Source organism: Nocardia sp. NBC_00565 (genome assembly GCF_036345915.1).
Lineage (GTDB): Bacteria > Actinomycetota > Actinomycetes > Mycobacteriales > Mycobacteriaceae > Nocardia.
This window is the reverse complement of sequence record NZ_CP107785.1, coordinates 869926-888614: the sequence shown is the minus strand read 5'-3', so window position 1 is coordinate 888614 and position 18689 is coordinate 869926. Positions and strand designations below refer to the sequence as shown.

20 protein-coding genes, 1 pseudogene and 1 riboswitch are annotated in these 18689 nt (G+C 66.9%); of the genes and pseudogenes, 6 read left to right on the top strand and 15 right to left on the bottom strand.

What is annotated here, in order from left to right; genetic code table 11:
* Positions 1-87: 87 nt before the first annotated feature.
* The 4 genes from OG874_RS04425 to bioB all read right to left on the bottom strand — a co-directional run bounded on the left by OG874_RS04425 (position 88) and on the right by bioB (position 2721).
* Positions 88-621, bottom strand: coding sequence for a DUF1353 domain-containing protein (locus OG874_RS04425; RefSeq protein WP_330253850.1), 534 nt, complete (start codon positions 619-621; stop codon positions 88-90).
* Between the two features lie 93 nt (positions 622-714).
* Positions 715-1455, bottom strand: a complete 741-nt coding sequence (locus OG874_RS04420) for a DUF2567 domain-containing protein (protein WP_330253849.1) — start codon at positions 1453-1455, stop codon at positions 715-717.
* Positions 1455-1670, bottom strand: coding sequence for a biotin synthase auxiliary protein BsaP (bsaP, locus tag OG874_RS04415; RefSeq protein WP_330257172.1), 216 nt, complete (start codon positions 1668-1670; stop codon positions 1455-1457). Before bsaP ends, OG874_RS04420 begins: the two co-directional genes overlap by 1 nt.
* Positions 1671-1707: 37 nt before the next feature.
* Positions 1708-2721 carry a biotin synthase BioB gene (gene bioB, locus OG874_RS04410; protein ID WP_330253848.1) on the bottom strand — a complete coding sequence of 338 codons (1014 nt, stop codon included), beginning with the start codon at positions 2719-2721 and terminating at the stop codon, positions 1708-1710.
* Between the two features lie 103 nt (positions 2722-2824).
* Between bioB and OG874_RS04405 the strand changes: the two genes are divergently transcribed.
* A complete protein-coding gene (locus OG874_RS04405) occupies positions 2825-3409 on the top strand; it encodes a TetR/AcrR family transcriptional regulator C-terminal domain-containing protein (protein ID WP_330253847.1) in 585 nt (194 codons plus the stop codon).
* Here the strand turns inward: OG874_RS04405 and OG874_RS04400 are convergent.
* Positions 3308-4822 carry an MFS transporter gene (locus OG874_RS04400; RefSeq protein ID WP_330253846.1) on the bottom strand — a complete coding sequence of 505 codons (1515 nt, stop codon included), beginning with the start codon at positions 4820-4822 and terminating at the stop codon, positions 3308-3310. The two genes, OG874_RS04405 and OG874_RS04400, sit on opposite strands and share 102 nt — an antisense overlap.
* A gap of 197 nt (positions 4823-5019) precedes the next feature.
* On the opposite strand from OG874_RS04400, the gene OG874_RS04395 reads away from it, so the two are divergent.
* Complete coding sequence (locus tag OG874_RS04395) at positions 5020-5991, top strand: sigma-70 family RNA polymerase sigma factor (protein ID WP_330253845.1); 972 nt, start codon at positions 5020-5022, stop codon at positions 5989-5991.
* Positions 5988-6533: a maleylpyruvate isomerase family mycothiol-dependent enzyme gene (locus tag OG874_RS04390; protein WP_330253844.1), complete on the top strand. Its 546-nt coding sequence runs from the start codon at positions 5988-5990 to the stop codon at positions 6531-6533. Before OG874_RS04395 ends, OG874_RS04390 begins: the two co-directional genes overlap by 4 nt.
* Positions 6534-6702: 169 nt before the next feature.
* Here the strand turns inward: OG874_RS04390 and OG874_RS04385 are convergent, their stop codons facing one another.
* The 9 genes and pseudogenes from OG874_RS04385 to OG874_RS04345 form a co-directional block, all read right to left on the bottom strand.
* A complete protein-coding gene (locus OG874_RS04385; protein WP_330253843.1) occupies positions 6703-7920 on the bottom strand; it encodes an MFS transporter in 1218 nt (405 codons plus the stop codon).
* Positions 7921-8095: 175 nt separating this feature from the next.
* Positions 8096-9439, bottom strand: a complete 1344-nt coding sequence (locus OG874_RS04380) for an LLM class flavin-dependent oxidoreductase (RefSeq protein ID WP_330253842.1) — start codon at positions 9437-9439, stop codon at positions 8096-8098.
* Complete coding sequence (locus tag OG874_RS04375; protein ID WP_330253841.1) at positions 9436-10185, bottom strand: ABC transporter ATP-binding protein; 750 nt, start codon at positions 10183-10185, stop codon at positions 9436-9438. The genes OG874_RS04380 and OG874_RS04375 overlap by 4 nt, the downstream gene beginning before the upstream one ends.
* On the bottom strand, positions 10161-11027 hold the full coding sequence (locus OG874_RS04370) for an ABC transporter permease (protein WP_330253840.1): 867 nt from the start codon (positions 11025-11027) through the stop codon (positions 10161-10163). Before OG874_RS04370 ends, OG874_RS04375 begins: the two co-directional genes overlap by 25 nt.
* 2 nt (positions 11028-11029) lie before the next feature.
* Positions 11030-12118 carry an ABC transporter substrate-binding protein gene (locus tag OG874_RS04365; RefSeq protein ID WP_330253839.1) on the bottom strand — a complete coding sequence of 363 codons (1089 nt, stop codon included), beginning with the start codon at positions 12116-12118 and terminating at the stop codon, positions 11030-11032.
* A gap of 74 nt (positions 12119-12192) precedes the next feature.
* Positions 12193-13359 carry an alpha/beta hydrolase gene (locus OG874_RS04360; RefSeq protein WP_330253838.1) on the bottom strand — a complete coding sequence of 389 codons (1167 nt, stop codon included), beginning with the start codon at positions 13357-13359 and terminating at the stop codon, positions 12193-12195.
* A 57-nt stretch (positions 13360-13416) separates the two neighbouring features.
* Positions 13417-13541, top strand: a riboswitch (cobalamin riboswitch).
* Positions 13542-13550: 9 nt separating this feature from the next.
* Positions 13551-13679: pseudogene (locus OG874_RS04355) on the bottom strand (SRPBCC domain-containing protein); the annotation flags it as partial.
* Between the two features lie 51 nt (positions 13680-13730).
* Positions 13731-14408: a dethiobiotin synthase gene (gene bioD, locus OG874_RS04350; protein ID WP_330253837.1), complete on the bottom strand. Its 678-nt coding sequence runs from the start codon at positions 14406-14408 to the stop codon at positions 13731-13733.
* A gap of 61 nt (positions 14409-14469) precedes the next feature.
* Entirely contained in the window at positions 14470-15618 is a 1149-nt protein-coding gene (locus tag OG874_RS04345; protein ID WP_330253836.1) for an 8-amino-7-oxononanoate synthase, read from the bottom strand.
* A 132-nt stretch (positions 15619-15750) separates the two neighbouring features.
* On the opposite strand from OG874_RS04345, the gene OG874_RS04340 reads away from it, so the two are divergent.
* Positions 15751-16065 carry a hypothetical protein gene (locus OG874_RS04340; RefSeq protein ID WP_330253835.1) on the top strand — a complete coding sequence of 105 codons (315 nt, stop codon included), beginning with the start codon at positions 15751-15753 and terminating at the stop codon, positions 16063-16065.
* Between the two features lie 15 nt (positions 16066-16080).
* Here the strand turns inward: OG874_RS04340 and OG874_RS04335 are convergent, their stop codons facing one another.
* Entirely contained in the window at positions 16081-17349 is a 1269-nt protein-coding gene (locus OG874_RS04335) for an adenosylmethionine--8-amino-7-oxononanoate transaminase (protein ID WP_330253834.1), read from the bottom strand.
* Between the two features lie 165 nt (positions 17350-17514).
* Between OG874_RS04335 and OG874_RS04330 the strand changes: the two genes are divergently transcribed.
* On the top strand, positions 17515-18447 hold the full coding sequence (locus OG874_RS04330) for a bifunctional helix-turn-helix transcriptional regulator/GNAT family N-acetyltransferase (RefSeq protein WP_330253833.1): 933 nt from the start codon (positions 17515-17517) through the stop codon (positions 18445-18447).
* A gap of 51 nt (positions 18448-18498) precedes the next feature.
* Complete coding sequence (locus OG874_RS04325; protein ID WP_330253832.1) at positions 18499-18651, top strand: hypothetical protein; 153 nt, start codon at positions 18499-18501, stop codon at positions 18649-18651.
* Positions 18652-18689: the final 38 nt, after the last annotated feature.

The window sequence follows — 18689 nt, the reverse complement described above, 5'->3', positions numbered from 1 at the left end:
GGGAAAGCAAGAACCGATGTAAATGAACATGCAGCTAGAACGGTTGAAAAGAGTTCCGGACCGGAACTTTCGAAGGGGTCGCCGTGCTCAGGCCGTTTTCATCTGCGGCTCAGGTGGCGGCGCGGCCGTTCGCCGGGTCAGACGGCCGAATCCCCAGAACACCAACTCCACCAACCAGAACAAGAGCAGGTATACCGTCACCACGGTCACCGGAACCACGAGGAAGACCAACGATGGGATGGCGATGAGCACGACCGACGCGATATCGCCGAGTGTCGCACCGCGGAGCCGACTGCCCAGACGCACTGCGGCCCACATCATGTAGCGGCGCGGTATCGAGACGCCGAACTCGCGCAGGCAGCGCCGGAAGATGCCGTCGGCGTCGGCATTGCTCACCACGTCCGAGCTGCGCAGATAGTCGTGCAGGATAGCGGCGCGGGTGTAGTTGCCGTAACGGGGCACCAGCCATACGAGTGCCCGTGGTACGGAGGCGAAGTCGGTGCGGAAACCCGCGGGAATCACGAATTCCTCTGTCGCACCGTGATAAACGAGCGGCTCGACGACCCGCCAGAATTGCGCGTCGAGTTGCTCGACGACTGGCCCGCTACCGATGAACGCCACGATCCGTTCCTCTCTGAACGCACAGCGTATTCCCTAATTCTAGGCCGTTCTGGTACGCCTGTGCCGTCACGAGGGCAACGGTTCGGACAACAGTCAGTGCACGCGCCCGGAACCGGACTCTCCGGCCCTGCCGTATGGCACACCGTAAGTCACCGGCCCGCCGTTCGCAGCGCCGCGGCGGGGATCGACGCCATAGGCATCGAATGTGCTTGTCGCGGTGAAGGATGGCGGCCGGACCGGTCGCACCGCACCGAACGGACCGCTGAATCCGGTACCGAGATCCTCCGTCGCACTGAGCGCCGCGAGGAACAGCACCACCAGTGACGCGAGCAGTGGCTGCACGATGAACGCCAGCCAGCTGCCGACGTGCACCGGCAGCTGCACGATCTGCCCGAACGGCGGATCGTACGGGCTCGGATGCTGCCACCGCATGACCTGTTCACCGATCTTGGCCATGACATACGCGCCCGCCACGGAACCAACCAACAGTCCGAGCTGCAGCAGCGGCCCGCGCACACCACGCCAGCGCCACACGCCGACGGCGGTGAGCACACCCAGCACCGCGCCGATGCAGACGAAGATCGCCAGCGCGTCGAACTGATGCACGCTCTCCCCGGTCAGGGCCGCGCCCTTGGCCGGAACCGAACCGGCGCGCGCCTTGGTCACCAGGAACTGTTGGGTGGGCGCCAAGAAGGCCCACACCACACCGCCCAGCACGCTGATCAGCATCACTGCGACGGCGATCAGCGCGGCCGCCCGCAGCTCGCGCCGCACGCCGACCGGCCGAGACGACCGGGGCGCGACGATATCGGCGCCGCCGTACTGCGCCACCACTAGCGGCGTCCCAGATTCGTCGAATCCAGTACGCCGTGCCGCGAGCACTTCGCCCACCAGCCGTCGGGGCTCACCTGCACGATCATCCGGCGCCCGCAGTGCTCGCAGAAGCGCGGCGGCTCCAGTCCCAGCGCCGCGGCGGCCGGGACCGGATCGTCGAGCCCCGGCACGATGCGTTTGCCGGTGAACGGGTTGTAGCGCTCGTCCATATCCATGACAGTACTCACGGCGCCAGCCTCTTTCGTGATGAGATCAGAGCGTTTCGTTGAGTGCCTTGATCGGCATTTTGAGTTCGCCCAGCAAATCCAGGTCCGCTTCGGCGGGGCGACCGAGAGTGGTCAGGTAGTTGCCGACGATGACGGCGTTGATGCCACCGAGGATGCCCTGCTTGGCGCCCAGGTCGCCGAGGGTGATCTCGCGACCGCCCGCGAAACGGAGCATGGTGCGCGGCAACGCGAGCCGGAACGCCGCGACGGCGCGCAGCGCGTCGGAGGCGGGCAGCACCTCGAGGTCGCCGAAGGGGGTGCCGGGGCGCGGGTTGAGGAAGTTCAGCGGGACCTCGTCGGGATCGAGCTCGGCCAGGTTCGCGGCGAATTCCGCACGCTGCTCCAGGGTTTCGCCCATACCGAGGATGCCGCCGCAGCAGACCTCCATGCCGGCTTCGCGGACCATACGCAAGGTGTCCCAGCGCTCTTCCCAGCTGTGCGTGGTGACGACGTTCGGGAAGTGCGAACGCGAGGTCTCCAGGTTGTGGTTGTAGCGGTGCACGCCCATGGCGGCGAGCTGGTCGACCTGTTCCTGGGTGAGCATGCCGAGCGAGCAGGCGACCTGGATGTCGACCTCGTTGCGGATGGCCTCGACACCGGCGGCGACCTGCGCCATCAGCCGCTCGTCCGGACCGCGCACCGCGGCGACGATGCAGAATTCGGTGGCGCCGGTCTTCGCGGTCTGCTTGGCGGCTTCGACCAGACTCGGGATATCGAGCCACGCGGCGCGCACGGGCGACTGGAACAGGCCCGACTGCGAGCAGAAGTGACAGTCCTCGGGGCAGCCGCCGGTCTTCAGGCTGATGATGCCCTCGACCTCGACCTCGGGACCGCACCACTTCATGCGCACCTCGTGCGCCAGGGCGAGCAGCTCCGCTAGCCGGTCGTCGCCGAGCCGGAGGACCTCGAGGGTCTGCTCCTGCGTCAGGCCTGCACCGAGCTCGAGCACCTGCTCGCGGGCGGTCGCCAGAATGTCGGTTTGGACGGGTGCCTGGGTCACTGCACGAATCCCTTCGTTCGGCCGAGGTGGCCGTGCAACTTGAACGGTGTTCAGGCTAGGGTAGCGGTACCAGTGAGTCAAAACACGGATGGGGAGGAACCAGGTGCAGTTGCACAGGGCGGACGTGGTCGACGGCGCCATCGCGATTCTCGACCAGTACGGTCTCGCCGACCTGACCATGCGCAGGCTCGCCGGTTCACTCCAGGTGCAGCCGGGGGCGCTGTACTGGCACTTCCCCAATAAACAGGCGTTACTCGGCGCGGTCGCCGACCGGATCCTCGCGCCGATGGAGGATCCGATCGAGGCCGAGGAATGGTCCGGCCAGATCACCGAATTGGCGCACCGAATGCGCAGCTGCCTGCTCGCCTATCGCGACGGCGCCGAACTGGTCTCGGCGACCTACGCCTCCCGCCTCACCACGAGCAAGGGACGGGAACGACTCGTCGGGGCGGCGATCCGTGCCGGAATGCCGCGGCCGGAGGCGGAATCGGCGGCGTACACGATGCTGTACTACGTGCTCGGGCAGACGGTGGACGAACAGTCCAGAATGCAAATGGATTCGGCGGGTGCGCTGACCGAGGAGGCGTCACCCTTCAACGAAACCCCCGACGCGACCGCACGTTTCGACTTCGGGCTGCAGCTGTTCGTCGGTGGTGTGCGTCACCTGCTCGGCTCGCGGGTGCGCTGACAAAGGATCTACCCACCGGCTGTGCGAGCTGGAAACCGCTCTGCGCCCAGGTAGCGCGAGCGCCACGACTGCTCCCATGAGCGCAAGTGCCGCACCGACTTTGATCGCGGGACCGAAACCGGCGGTGAATTCCGCTGCCGACCCGTAGCCACCGGTCCCGGCGAAAACCGCGACCGCGACAGCGATTCCGAACACCCCACCCAATTCGCGCATCATGCTGTTGGCGCCGGCCGCCTTCCCGAGCATCGCGTGCTCTACCGCGCCGACGACCGAACTCTGCGCCGACGGGAGCACCATGGAGGTGCCGACGCCGGAGACGATGAACGGAATGATCAAGGAACCGTAGGACATTGCCGGGTCGGCGATCGATGCGATCCAGAACATGCCGCCCGCCATCAATGCCAACCCGCTCACCATCAGCGGTCGCTCCCCGATCTTGTCAGCCAGCGCACCGGCGGCCGGAGCACAGAAGAACAGCGTAAGAGTCCATGGCAGCAGCCGCAATCCGGCCCCGAGGGGACCGTAGTGCAGCACCGCCTGCAGGAACTGCGCGTAGAAGAAGACGGCGCCGAACAGGGCGGCAAAGGTCAGGAAGATCGCGGTATTGCCCGCCGCGAAACCACGATTCACGAACAGCCGCATCGGGAACATCGGTTCCCGCGCCCGCGCCTCCCAGACCGCGAACGCGATCAGCGCCCCGATCCCACCTACCAACGCGATCAGTACCTCTGCACTGGTCCAGTTCGCGATATTGCCGCGCACCAAGCCCCACACCACACCGAACGCGCCGCCGGTGACCAACGCCAATCCGGTGCCGTCCACCGCGGTATCGGGGCCGAAGCTCTCCGGCATCCGGATCGCCACCAGCGGAATCGCGATCAGCCCGATCGGCACGTTCAGCCAGAAGATCCATTGCCACGACAGACCCTCCGCGACGACACCACCAACCAGCGGACCGCATGCGACCGCCAAACCCGTGATGCCCTGCAGCAGGCCCATCGCCATGCCCCGCCGCTGCGGTGGAAACGCCGTGCTTACCAGCGCCAACGCCAAACTCATGATCAGTGCCGCGCCGACGCCCTGTACCATGCGCGCGGCGATGAGAGTGGCGACCGAGGTCGATACCGCGCAGGTCGCCGAGGCGGCGACGAAGATGCCGAGCCCGACCATGAACATCCGCTTGCGTCCGAAGCGGTCGCCGAGCACCGCCGCGGTCATCAGCAGGACGGCGAAGCTGAGGTTGTAGCCGTTGACGGTCCATTCGAGCGTCTCCAGCGACGCCCCGAGGTCATGGCGGATGGTGCTGAGCGCCGTGGCGACGACCAGGGTGTCCAGTGCCGCCATCAGCGAGGCGACCGCGCCGAGTGCGAGCACCCAGCGCTGTGTCACCGCCGAAACGATCGGTGTGCTCACGATGGTCCTTCCTGTGGTTTTCGGCGTGCCCGGTGGTTTCGGACGCGCACAGATACCGACCGGCCCCAACCCGGAACTCATCGGTCGCGACACACACCCACCGCTTCGGCATCGGTTCGCTGCGGACCGATGAGTTCCGGACGGCTCGCCGGTCGGTATTCGGAGGGACACCGATCGGACACCCGGAAGGACAGCGCATGATCGAGAGCGACGACTTCGCCGCCCGCACCGCGCCGTATCGGCGCGAACTGCTCGCCCACTGCTATCGAATGCTCGGTTCGATCGACGATGCCGAGGATCTGGTGCAGGAGACGCTGCTGCGGGCCTGGCGCGCGTACGGCGATTTCGAGGGCCGGGCCTCGATGCGGACTTGGCTGTACCGGATCGCCACCAACGCGTGCCTCAACGCGCTCGAGCACAGCAGCCGACGTGTACTGCCCACCGGACTATCCGGGCCCACCGGCGATCCCACGCAGGAGGTGCATCTCGCACCCGAAATCCCTTGGCTGCAACCGATGCCGGACGCGCTGGTCGCGTCTGAGGCGTCGGATCCGGCCGCCATTGTCGCGGCCCGCGACGACATGCGGCTGGCACTGATGGCCGCCTGGCAGCATCTGCCGCCACGCCAGCGGGCCGTGCTGATTCTGCGAGATGTGTTGCACTGGAAGGCTACTGAGGTCGCGGAGCTGATCGGAGCCAGCGTGGCAGCGGTCAACAGCATGCTGCAGCGCGCGCATGCCGCCCTCGGCGACTTGGGTCCGGACACTCCGGTCGCCGAGCCTGCCGACCCCGAAATCCGTGCTCTGCTGGACAAATATGCCGCCGCGTTCGAGGCCGCCGATATGGATACGCTCATCACGCTGTTGCGCGCGGACGCGGTGTGGGAGATGCCGCCGATCGCGGAGTGGTTCCGCGGCAATTCCGCTGTCGTGGAGCTGATTCGGTCGAAGTGCCCGTATTCGGCGGGCGAAGTGCGGATGGTGCCGATCGCGGCGAACGGTCAGCCCGGATTCGCCTTCTACCTGCGTGGTCATGCGCAGTCGCTGCAGATCCTGACGGCCACGCCAGCCGGGATCGCGCACGTGGTCTCATACCATGACAGCGCGTTGTTCGCCGCGTTCGGCCTGCCCACGTCGTTGGCGGAGACCATATTGCCGGTCCTGCCATGACCGATGATCTGCTCGAGCGAGCGGTCGCCTATCTCCTGTCGGTCCTGCCCAACCTCGGACCCGACCTTTCGGCGCCGACACCGTGCCGGGACTGGAATATGCGCATGCTCCTCGCGCATATGGACGAGTCGATCGCCGCGTTGCGCGAAGGCCTGGCGGGCGGACAGGTTCGCCTCACACCCGGCGCACCTCTACCGAGTTATGCTGGGCCCCTCCATATTCGGAGTAGAGCCGTCGCTCTCCTCGACGATTGGGCCAACGAGCACCCTCGATCAGTCGTCGTCTTCGGCCGACCGGTCCCCGCCCCCGTCCTCGGTACTGTCGGCGCCCTCGAATTGACCATCCACGCCTGGGATCTCGCCGCCACCGACCCAACCACACCACCGATCCCCGACCGCCTCGCCAGCGAATTACTCACGGTCGCACCGGAACTGGTTCCCATGCAGGACAGATGGCCCCTATTCGCTCCGCCGATCGATCCGCCAACCCCCACCCCCAGCGACCAACTACTCGCTTACTTGGGCCGCACCCGACTCTCCTGACCCAGCGCCGCACGACGCAATGCCAACCGCACGCCTGCCCCACCTTGTCGGTGGCCCATCCGCTCGAGCAGGATGTCCATCGATCAGCCGCTCGACGCGCTCCCCGAGATGACACTCGAATAGCTCGGATCCCGCGGAGTTCGGAACGGAATGGAAGTCAGGGTGCCTTCTAGGAGTGGTCGGCATCGGGTGAGTCTCGGCGCAGTGTGGATCCCGGGAACCAGCGGTACATGGCGACCGCGCCTGCCGATGCGGCGGCGGCAAGGGCGAGGGCCGAGGCGCCGAGAACTGTTGCGGCGCTGATCAAGCCGATCGCGATGGGGCCGGTGAACATGCCGATGTCGTGGGTCAGGCGCCAGGCGCCGAGGAATTCGGCGCGTTGGGCCGGGGGTGCGACATCGGCGCCGACGGTCATGATGATGCCGTTGCTCACGCCGTTGGCAAGGCCGAGTACTACTGCGACACTGCTGAGTTCGAGCGCCGAGGTGGTGAGCGGGAGAGCCGCGAAGCCCGCCGCGAACAGCAACATCGATGGGATGCCGGTGGCCCGACCGCCGTAGCGATCGAGCCAGATGCCGCCCGGGTAGGACAGCAATACATCCATCGCCCCGGCGATGCCGAACACCAGGCTCGTCGTGGCGGCGCTGACGCCGATATGCGCGGCCCACAGCGGTAGCAGTGCGATGCGCGACGCCCGCGCACCGCCCATCAGCAGCGCCGCCAGACCGAGTGTGCCCAGCACCCTGCGGTTTTCGACGACAACCGAGCGCAGGGTGTGATCGGCGGAGTCCACATCGTCGCCCTCGGCCGACCGGATGGCGAGCATCGCCGCACCCGAGAGCACGGTGGTGGCGAACTGCAGCCACAGCGCACCACTCGGCCCCATCGCGTAGACCAATCCGGCGCCGACGAAGGGCCCGCAAAAGGATCCGAGCCGCGACGCGCCCGCCAAGGTGGAGAACGCACGCCCCCGCTCGGCCCGCGGCACCACCGCCACTATGTAGGACTGACGCGCTAAACCCCATACCGCACTGGCGATTCCGTTGAGCAGCAGGCCCACCGCCAATACCCCGGCGTTCGGCGCGAAGATCGCGCACAGCACCCCGACCAACCCGACGCCCGAGCCGACAGCGATCGCCCCGCGCTCCCCTATCCGGGCGATGATCCGCCCAGCCGGCAGATCGGCCAACACCATCCCCAACCCACTCAGCGCGACCACAATCCCCGCTACCCCGGCCGACGCTCCCAGATCCAATGCACGCAGCGCGAACATCGGTGCGGCCGCACCGGACCCGATGCCGTACAGCACCACCGGCACGAACACCGTCCACACCAGCGCACGCAGGCGCACCCGAGCATGGTCGACGGCGAAGGTCTGCTCGCTCACAGCGCGAACGCCGAGGGCCGCGCTGAGTGCTGGAGAGGTGATCCGATCGAATCGCCGGACTCTCTCCCAAACCGGGCACAATCGCCGAGCACACCGATCAACCTGGTGGCTCGGCGCTCGACACTCGCGGTGCCTGCGCGAATATTGCGACAGTCCGGGGCAGCGACTACTTCGCTCACTGCGCGAGTGCTGGGCGCGGTGTGAACCGGCTCTCGGGGCGTGGCAGGCCGAAGTGGTCGCGCAGGGTGGTGCCGGTGTATTCGGTGCGGAACAGGCCGCGCTGCTGCAGGATCGGGACGACCTGTTCGGCGAAGACCTCGAGTCCGCCCGGGTAATAGGGCGGCATCACGTTGAAGCCGTCGGCGGCGCCGTTGCGGAACCATTCCTCTATGGTGTCGGCGACCTGCTCCGGCGTACCGGCGAAGACCCGGTGTCCGCGCGCACCGGCGAGGCGGTGCAGTAGTCCGCGCACGGTGGGCCGTTCCCGCTGGACGATCCCGGCGACCACCTGCCGTCGACTCTGCCCGTTATCGGTGACATCGCCTGCATCGTTGAACAATTCGAGCGGCACGGGTTCATCCAGCGGCAGCCGGCGCAGGCTCTGACCCGCGATGGCCTCCAACTGCTTCAGGCCGTACTCGGGCACGGTCAGCTCATTGAATTCCCGTTCGAGCCGCTTGGCCCCGGCCTCGGTGTCGGCGATGAACGGGCTGATCCCGGGCAGGATCTTGACATGTTCGGCGGTACGGCCGAATTCGCGTGCTTTTGCCTTGATATCGGCATAGAACGCCTGCGCGTCCTCGAGCCGCTGATGCGCGGTGAAGATCGCCTCCGCATATTTGCCCGCGAACGCGCGGCCATCGTTGGAGGCACCGGCCTGCACGAGCACCGGATGCCCCTGCGGGGTTCGTGGCGCGTTGAACGGCCCACGCACACTGAGGTATTCGCCGACGAAGTCGATCGGGTGGATCTTGTCGGTGTCGGCGTAGACACCCGCCGCTCGATCCAGCAGGATCGCGTCGTCCTCCCAGCTGTTCCACAGCGCGACGACCGCGTCGACGAACTCCCTGGCCCGCGCGTACCGCGTCGCGTGATCGGGATGCGCGGCGAGCCCGAAATTCGCGGCCGCGAGGTCGGTTCCGGTGGTGACGATATTCCAGCCCGCCCGGCCGCCGGAGATGTGGTCCAGCGTGGAGAACAGCCGGGCCAGGTTGTAGGGCTCGTAGTAGGTGGTGGATGCGGTGGCGATCAGTCCGAGATGGGTTGTCGCCGTGGCGATCGCGGTGAGCAGCGTAATCGGCTCCAGACCGGAGGCCGCATTGTGCTTGACGTTGGTGCGCAGCGCCGGCCCGTCGGCGAAGAACACCGCGTCGAGTTTCGCGGCCTCGGCGGTGCGGCCGATCTCCTGGTAGTAGGCGACATCGTAGATGCGATCGGGTCGGCTCTGTGGATGCCGCCAGGCCGCCTCGTGGTGCCCGGACGGGTAGATGAACGCATTGAGGCTGAGTTGGCGTGTCATGAGGCTTTCTTCTCGTCGTGCAAGGTCGCGATATCGACCCCGAGGCTGGCCAGCAGCAACTCGCGCAAGCGGTGGAAGTCCGGATCGATATGGCGGCGTGGCCGTTCCAGATCGATGCGCTGGTCGACTGCGATGCGGCCCTCATCGAGCACGAGCACTCGGTCGGCGAGCAGCACCGCCTCGTCGACATCGTGGGTCACCAGCAGGACGGCGGGTCGGTGCTTCGCGCACAGATCCTGTAGCAGCACATGCATTTTGATGCGGGTGAGCGCATCCAGCGCGCCGAATGGCTCATCGGCCAGCAACAGCTCCGGTTCCCTGACCAGCGAGCGCGCCAATGCGACGCGTTGCTGCTCGCCACCGGAAAGCTCCTTGGGCCAAGCCTTTTCCCGCCCCGCCAGACCGACCTCGGCCAGTGCGGTGCGGCCACGCTCGGCCGCGTCCGCGCCCGTCAGTCCGAGAGTAACGTTGTCCAGCACCCGGTTCCACGGCAGCAGCCGCGAATCCTGGAACACCACGGAACGTTCCGCGGGCACCGTCAACTCACCGGAGCCGAGCACATCGTGATCCAGTTCGGCCAGCGCGCGCAACAGGGTGCTCTTGCCCGAACCGCTACGCCCCAGCAGGGCGACGAATTCACCGCGGGCGATATCGAGGTCGATGCCGTGCAGCACCACCCGGTCGCCGAAACCCCGTCGCAGCGCGCGGGTTCGGACCACACTCAATCCGAGATCGTCTGTCGCCATGACAGCGCCCTCCGTTCCACCGCTCGCACGGCGATATCACCGAAAAGCCCGAGCAGGCCGTAGATCACCAGGCCGACGACGATGACGTCGATCTGGCCGTAGGTGCGTGCCTGCGTCATCAGATAGCCGATGCCGCTGGTGGCATTGACCTGTTCGACCACGACCAACGCCAGCCACGAAATGGTGACCGCCAGCCGCAGACCCGTGAAGAATCCGGGCAGCGAACCCGGCAGTGCGATCCGGCGGATGAAGCCCCACCGCGAAAGCCCCACTGTCGCAGCCAATTCCACATACCTACTGTCGACACCGCGCAGTTGCGCGTGGGTGTTGATATAGATCGGAATCGCGACACTGGTCGTGATGACGATGAGCTTCATCTCTTCGCCGATGCCGAACCACACGATGAACAGCGGGATCAGCGCCAGGGTCGGAATCGAGCGTTTGATCTGAATCGGTCCGTCCAGCAAGGCTTCTCCGAACCGGCTCAGTCCAGCGATCAAGGCGAGCACCACACCGATCACGACACCCAGCCCCAGACCCCAGGCCGCACGTTTGAGGGAGGTGAGCAGATTCGACTGCAGCCTGCCGTCGGCAATGAGATCACGAGCGGTCTCGGCGACCGTCCACGGCGCGGGCAGCGTGTCGGCATCCAATGCACCCGAGGCGGATCCGAGCACCCAACCCACGATCAGCAGCACCGGCCCGATGGCGATCCCGAACGGAATCGAGCGGCCCGGCCCGAGCCTGGGTCGAGTCGGCTTGCGCCGCGCCAACAAGGGTTCGGGTGCGGTGCGCGCACTTCGTCCGATCCGGCCGAGTACGCCAACTTCCAAGGTGGCCACGGCTATTTCGCCTTCGGTTCGAATGCGGCGCCGCTTTCGGTGACGGCTTGGGTGATGACAGCGTCGAAGCGCAGATCGAAACCATTGGCGGCGCGCACCTTTTTGGGTAGTTCGCCCGCCTTGTCGATGACGTCGATGGTGTTCTGCTGGCGATCGACGAGCTGCTGATCCAGGTGCGGGAAGGTGTAGGTGCCCAGCGAGTCGACTATGCGCTTGGCGTCGTCCGCGCTCACCTTCTGGTTCTCGACGTAATACTTGCGCGCCCACTCGTCTTGATGTGTGTTGGCCCACTGGTTGGCCCGAACGTAGGCCGCTACCAGCGCACGGGTGGCGGCCGCCTTGGCCGGATCCGCGACCACGGCGCGGCGCGCGTACAGGTAGGCCAGGCCGGGGTAGATGCCGGTGGTCTCCGAATCCGGGATCAGCGAGGCACCCGGTGTCCGCAACAGCCGGGTGACATTCGGTTCGATCAGCGGGGCGATATCGACCTGGCCGGTGCGTACGGCGTCCAGGAACTCCGAGAGTTGCAGTCGAACCAGTTGCACATCAGTGGGTTTCAGTCCAGCCTTGGCGAGCGCCCGCAGCACTGCGGCCTGCTGTGCGGTGCCTTCCGCGTAGGCGATCTTCTTACCCTTCAGATCGGCCAGCGTGCTGGCGGTCTTGCCTGGCGCTACCGCGAGTTTGAGTGCGTTGTTGCTGGTTTGATAGGCCGCGACGATCGGCACGTCCTGTCCGGCCACCAGCGCGTGGATCGGCGGGACATCGCCGACCGGCGCGACATCCGCGGCACCCGCCCGGAATGCCTCCAGAATCGCCGGGCCGCCGATGAAGTTGGCGAACTCTACCTTGAATGGCAACTTGTCGAGTTCGCCGGAGAACTGGAGCACCGACTTCAACCGCTCGGATTGGTCGGCGAGTACGAGCTTGGTGCCCGCGGGGATTTCGGTGGGCAGCGGAGCGTCGGTATTACCGACCGGCTTGTCGTCGCTCGCGCAGCCGGTCAGCCCCAGGCTCGCAACGGTCGCCACAGCGAGCAATGCGGCGGTTGCGCGGCCGAACAGGCCGGGCAGGAACGTACGTGGTCGATACATGCTCGCATTCAAGCAAGACAAAACCCGCGCGAACACCGTTTGTTTTAGCCTGATTCCAACTCCGGAGTCGGATCTCAGCGCGGCGCCGCCGACGAGATCGACCCGCGCATCTGCTCCTGATACTGCTGGATGAACGGCAGGATCTGCTGCTCGATGATCTGGTTGTAGGCCTCGGGCCGCTGCATCGGATTGGCGTGCCCGGTATTTCGCGGCATGACCACAAGCAAGGTGCCGTCGACGCCGCCTGCCCGCTCGACGAGCACCTGATGGGAGTACTCGACATCCACCACCCGGTCGTTTTCCGGATCGCGTGGGCGGATGAAGACGATGGCCGGGCGCGGTTTACCGTCGACCGGACGGGAGAGCGCGCGCAGGTCGTTGATCGCACCGCCCGCCACGATCGCCAGGAATTGCGTTTCGATCAGTCCGTTGCTGGCCGCATCACGGGAGAAGACCTTCTCGCGCAGCACCTCCTCGACGACATCACGCAGCGCCTCGAGCCGCACACCCGGCAACCCGTCACCGCCGTGATCGATGAATCGATCACGGCGCGCGTATGTTTCGACGGCCAGCCGCAGCGTCCGGCTCTCCCGCGCCCCGGGTAGCCAGCTCATCCAGCGCACCATGTCCTCGCCCGCGCCGCGACTTTCCGGGCGCACCGCGTTCAGATCCACCGGTGTGCAATCCAGTACGACCCCCACCAGCCGCCGGTCGCTGTCGGTGTGGATATGCCGGGCGACCTCCAGCGCGATGACCCCGCCCATGCTGTGCCCGACCAGCACGATGTTCTTCAGGCCCGACATCTGGGCGGCGCGGATGATCAGTTCGGCGATCACCTTGGTGTCGATACCTTGATTGTCGTATTTGATCGCCCACACCACGCCCATCTGACTGAGGGCAGGCAGCGCGGCCGCGGTATTGCTGGCGTTCAGACCGCCGAGACCGACCATATCGACAACGACGGTGTCCCAATCGCGCTCGTGCGCGGGGGTGGCGATCGGCAGCACGGCGGGCTCGGTGCGCGCCAGCCGATCGCGTTCGGGCGTGACGTCGTGCACCCAGTACTGGGCGAACACGATCAACCCAGCGAGCAGTGTCACAGCGACCCGCAGCAGCGTCAGCCTGGTGCGGCGCAACGTCTGCCACCCGTATCCGAGACGAGTCTCCCGGAGCCGGGCCTTCCGTCGCGCATCGTCCCAGTCCGAGACGGTGGACGGGTGCCGATCGTCCAACGGCGACATCTTCTCCACTGTAGGTACGGACCACAGGTGCTGCCAGCCAACCCTGGGAGGCCGCGAACCCGACCGAACGGTAGAGGACGTTATCTCCCGGCGGGTCAGGGAATCCGGTGTAACTCCGGAACGGTCGCGCCACTGTGATCGCCTCTCGGCGAAAGTGAGACCTCCTCCGCCGATCCCGGGAAGCGCGAGATCCGGAACCTGCCGCCCTCGCGCGGGTCGAACTCGTGCACCTCGCTGGTCATCCCGGTCGGCACCTGCCAGGTCGCGACCGCCCGCGCATCGAGGAGCAGACCGTAGACGGTCGCCCGCGGGGCCCGCACATGCCAACCGATCCTGGTGGTAGCCACGGTAATCGAACCATCCCGATCCGATCAGCAGTCGAGCGGGGACCATCCAGGGGTGAACCAGCCGGGAGCCGCCGCGACGAACGCCTCGCGGTCCCAGGCGCCGGCACCTGCGGGAAGCGCGCCGACCACGTCTACGCCGATCAACCGGGGCAGGTCGATGCGATTGCATTCGGCGGCCAAGTCGGGATCGGCAGGCCACGAACCGATCACCAGACCAGCACAGCGGACACCAGCGGATGCCAGTGCGCGCGTGGTCAATTCGCTGTGGTTGAGGGTACCGAGACCGGCCGCGGCGACGACCAGCACCGGGGCGTCGATCTTCTGAGCCAAATCGAGCAGAGTGAATTCGCCCAAGCGGACCAGCAATCCGCCCGCGCCTTCCACCAGGGTCAAATCCGCATCGGCCAAGGAGTCGACGGCGGCGGCCGTTTCACTCAACGTCAACTGCGGCTGTCCGCACCGGCGCGCGGCAGTGTCCGGAGCGAGCGGGTCGGGATAGCGCGCCAACTCGACGTTCCTCGTGACGCCGGTGAGTCGTTCGATCTCGGCGAGATCGCCGGGTTCGCCCGGGCCCACACCGGTTTGGGCCGGTTTGCACACCGCCACGGACCGACCCGCGGCAAGCGCGGATGCGGCAAGCGCGGCGGTAACCACGGTCTTGCCGACCTCCGTCGACGTTCCTGTGACGAACAGCACACTCATGCCCGCACCTCGCTGATGCTCGGCTCCGGCATGCGCGTCGCGCGCGGTGACAGGAGCACACTCATGCGGTCACCAGCCCACGCGCCTGCGCCAGCACGGCACCGAGAACCGTTGCGATGGTGTCGAGTTCGGCACGCGTCAGGTTCGCACGCGCGGTCAGCCGCAGCCGTGAGGTCCCCTCCGGCACCGACGGCGGACGGAAGCACCCGACATCCAACCCCCGCGCCCGACACGCTTGCGCGGCATCGTAGGCAACCTGCGCTTCCCCGAGCACCACCGAAACGACCGCCGAATCCGGTTCCGCCACACCGGCAATGCGCGCGATCTCGGCAGCCCGCTGCAGTACCCGACCTGCCATCTCGGGTTCGCGACACAGCAATCGCAGGGCCGCCCGAGCCGCACCGACCGCGGCGGGCGCGAGTCCGGTATCGAAGATGAACGTGCGCGCCGCATCGATCAGATGCGCCCGCACCCGCTCACTCGCCAACACCGCACCGCCCTGTGCGGCAAGCGCTTTCGACAACGTCGCGGTGATCACCAGATCCGGCTCCCCGGCCAGGCCGACCTCGTGCACCAGCCCGCGTCCACCCGCACCGCGCACCCCGAGCCCATGTGCCTCGTCCACGATCAACACCGCGCCATTGGCCCTGGTGACCCGATGCAGCTCGGCCAGCGGAGCCAGATCACCGTCGGCGCTGAACACCGAATCCGTGAGCACCAGCGCCCGTTCCTCGTTGCGCTCGGCCAGCAGCCGGTCGACCGCCGCGACATCACAGTGCGCGGCGATCTCCACGCGCGACCGCGAGAGTCGGCAGGCATCCACCAGCGAGGCATGGCTGCCCGCATCGGAGACGACCAGCGCACCGCGCCCGGCCAATGCGGTCACCACGCCGAGATTGGCGGCGTAACCGGAGGCGAAGACCAAACCGGCCTCGGCGCCGACGAATTCGGCGAGTTCGGTCTCGAGCCGCTCATGTTCGGCGGTGGTCCCGGTGACGAGCCGCGATCCGGTCGACCCGGTACCCCAGCGGCGCACCGCGTCGATCGCGCCCTCGATCACCTCGGGGTGGCGCACCAGCCCGAGGTAGTCGTTGGAGGCCAGGTCGATCGACGGCGACTGTGCCGCGCGGGGTCGTAGCTCTCGGCGCAACCCGGCGCGCACACGCTCGGCCGCGCGTTCATCCAACCAGCCCAACGGATCGGTACTCACAGCTCCGCAGCATACTTGAACACCGTTCAGGCCGCCTGTTCCGGGGTGCTGGCTGGTACCGTGGGAGCAATCGTTGGGTGTCGCCACCGAGCAACGGTGGCGAGGCATTTCCGCCAGAGGGAGTGGGCCCGGATGCCACGGTGGGCGATAGTCGTCGAAGAGACAACAGGTTCCGGCGAAAACAAGCGCTGGGCACCGCGGGTCCTCGCGGAAGTGGTTGGTAGCCGCGACCAAGCCATCACCAAACTCCAGTCGCTGGTCTCCACTTTCACGCCGCAACACCCGAGACTCCCCGGCCGCCGCGTCCTGCTCCGCGACGGCGACACCTATCTCCTGATCGCCAGCGGCTGGTCCGATGACTACCACTGCGTCTTCCGCATCTGGGAGGTCCTCGCCGACAGTGACCGGCCGGAGGTCGCGCAAGCCCAACGCAGCATCCGCGAGTAACCGCACCACCCGCTGCTACGTGCCCGCCGCCGCGACTATCGCCGCGGTGATCCGCTCGACATCCTCGGTCGTGCTGATGAACGGCGGCATCGTATAGATCAGATCGCGGAAGGGCCGCAACCACACTCCCGCTTCGACGGCGGCGTGGGTCGCCTTGCGCATATCCACCGGGTGGTCGAGTTGCACGACGCCGATCGCCCCCAGCACCCGGACATCGGCGACTCCGGGCAGCGAATGCGCCGGGGCCAGACCGATTTTCAGCTCCGCCTCGATGCGAGCGACCTCGCCGCGCCAATCCCGGCGCAGCAGCAGCTCGATCGAGGCGACCGCGACGGCACAGGCCAGCGGATTCCCCATGAAGGTCGGCCCGTGCATGAGGCCGCCGTGTCCGGCACTGATGGTCTCCGCGATCCGCGATGTACACAGCGCGGCGGCCAAGGTCAGGTATCCGCCGGTCAGCGACTTGCCGACGCACATCACATCCGGACGCACCCCGGCCTGATCGGCCGCGAAAAGCGTTCCGGTACGCCCGAATCCGGTCGCGATCTCATCGAAGGCCAGCAGCACACCGTATTCATCGCACAGGCGACGCAGATCGGTCAGATACCGCGGGTCATGCCAGCGCATCCCGCCGGCCCCCTGCACGACGGGCTCCACGATGACGGCAGCGAGTTCATCGGCATGTGCGGCCAGCAGCCGCTCGAACTCGGCCACATAGTCCGACGAATACTCCCGCGGCGGCGCGGGGGCGAAGACCTGCTCGGCCAGTACATCGGTCCACAGCGAGTGCATGCCACCCTGCGGATCGCACACGCTCATCGGCGTGAACGTGTCGCCGTGATACCCACCGCGCCAGGTGAGCAGCCGCCGCTTGCCCGGTTTGCCCGCCGCACGCCAATACTGCAGACACATCTTGACCGCGACTTCGACCGAGACCGACCCGGAGTCGCACAGGAATACCTTGTCCAGCCCGGCGGGGGTCAGTTCGACGAGCAATTCGGTCAGCCGAGCGGCCGGTTCATGGGTGAGCCCACCGAACATCACATGGCTCATCCGCTGCGACTGCGCCACCAGCGCGGCATCGAGCACAGGGTGCCGGTAACCGTGGATGGCAGCCCACCACGAACTCATCCCGTCGACCAATTCCCGCCCATCGGCCAAGGTCAGCCGGGTGCCGGAAGCGCTGGTAACCACCAGCGGTTCGGTGGTCGCGGGAAAGCCGCCGTAGGGATGCCAGACGTGTTCGGCGTCGATGGCGGTGATCTCGTCGGGGGTCAGTGCCACAGGAATCCTCGCGGTCGCACGCTGGCCCCGGCCTCCCCGGGGCGATCTTGAACGGTGTTCAAGTTACCACCGGAGCTGGGTGCACACGATCGCGCATCGATAAAACGCACCCCACCGCCCACGTTCCGACGTATCCTTTGACCGAGTCAAAGATTGGGAGCCGCCGTGACCACCGTTGCCGCCGCCGATATCGACGCCGTCCGCGAATTCAACCGCCGCTACACCCGAGTCATCGGGGTACTGCGGGAGGGCCTGCTGGACAGCGAATATTCGCTCACCGAGGCGCGAATCATGTTCGAACTGGCCAACTCCGGCGCGACCGAGGTCATCACCCTGCGCCGCGCCCTCGACCTGGATCCGGGCTACCTCAGCCGCATCCTGACGCGCTTCGAGAAGGACGGTCTGGTCCAACGCAATCGCTCCGACACCGACGGACGACGCCAAGAGGTCCGGCTGACCACACGCGGCAAGGAGATCTTCGCGGTACTCGACGACCGGTCGAGCGCCGAAGTCGGTTACCTGCTCAACGCGCACGCACCGGCCGAGCGCACCCGACTGGTCACCGCCATGCGCACCATCCAGCGCGTCCTCGACAGCCCCGGCGCACGCGAGTTGGCCATCCGCGCACCGCGACCGGGCGACTACGGCTGGGTGATCCAGCGCAACGCCGCGCTCTACGCCGCCGAATACGGCTGGGACGCAAGCTACGAAACACTCGTAGCCCGCATCGTCGCCGACTACCTGGACAAACACGACGCGCGCCGCGAGCGCGCCTGGATCGCCGAATACGACGGTGAGCCGGTGGGCTGCGTCTTCTGCGTCGCGGAAACCGATACCACCGCCCGCCTCCGGCTACTCCTGGTGGAACCAACCGCCCGCGGCCTCGGCGTGGGCTCGACCCTGGTCGACCACTGCCTCCGATTCGCCACCGAAGTCGGCTACCACGACATGCTGCTGTGGACCAACGACGTCCTCACCTGCGCCCGACACATCTACCAACGCGCAGGCTTCGAACTCATCGACTCGACCCCCCACCACAGCTTCGGCCACGACCTCATCGGCCAAACCTGGCACCTCACCTTGCCGCCCCACGCGTGAGAACCAAGATCAGGTGGAACCACCGTCCACACACGAATTCCCCGCGACCCGTTGGCCCTGGCGTTGCTGTGGGATTACCAGGACGGCTATCTCGCGGGCATCCCAGTCGGGATGCAGCGGGCCGTGCTCGGCGGACTCGCGCGGCTCGCCACCCGGCTCGGCTATCGGCGGCGCTGGCTGGAAACCGGCTCCGACCAGGAGTGACCCGCCCGGCCGCAACCACCCACACAAAGCACGGTCCG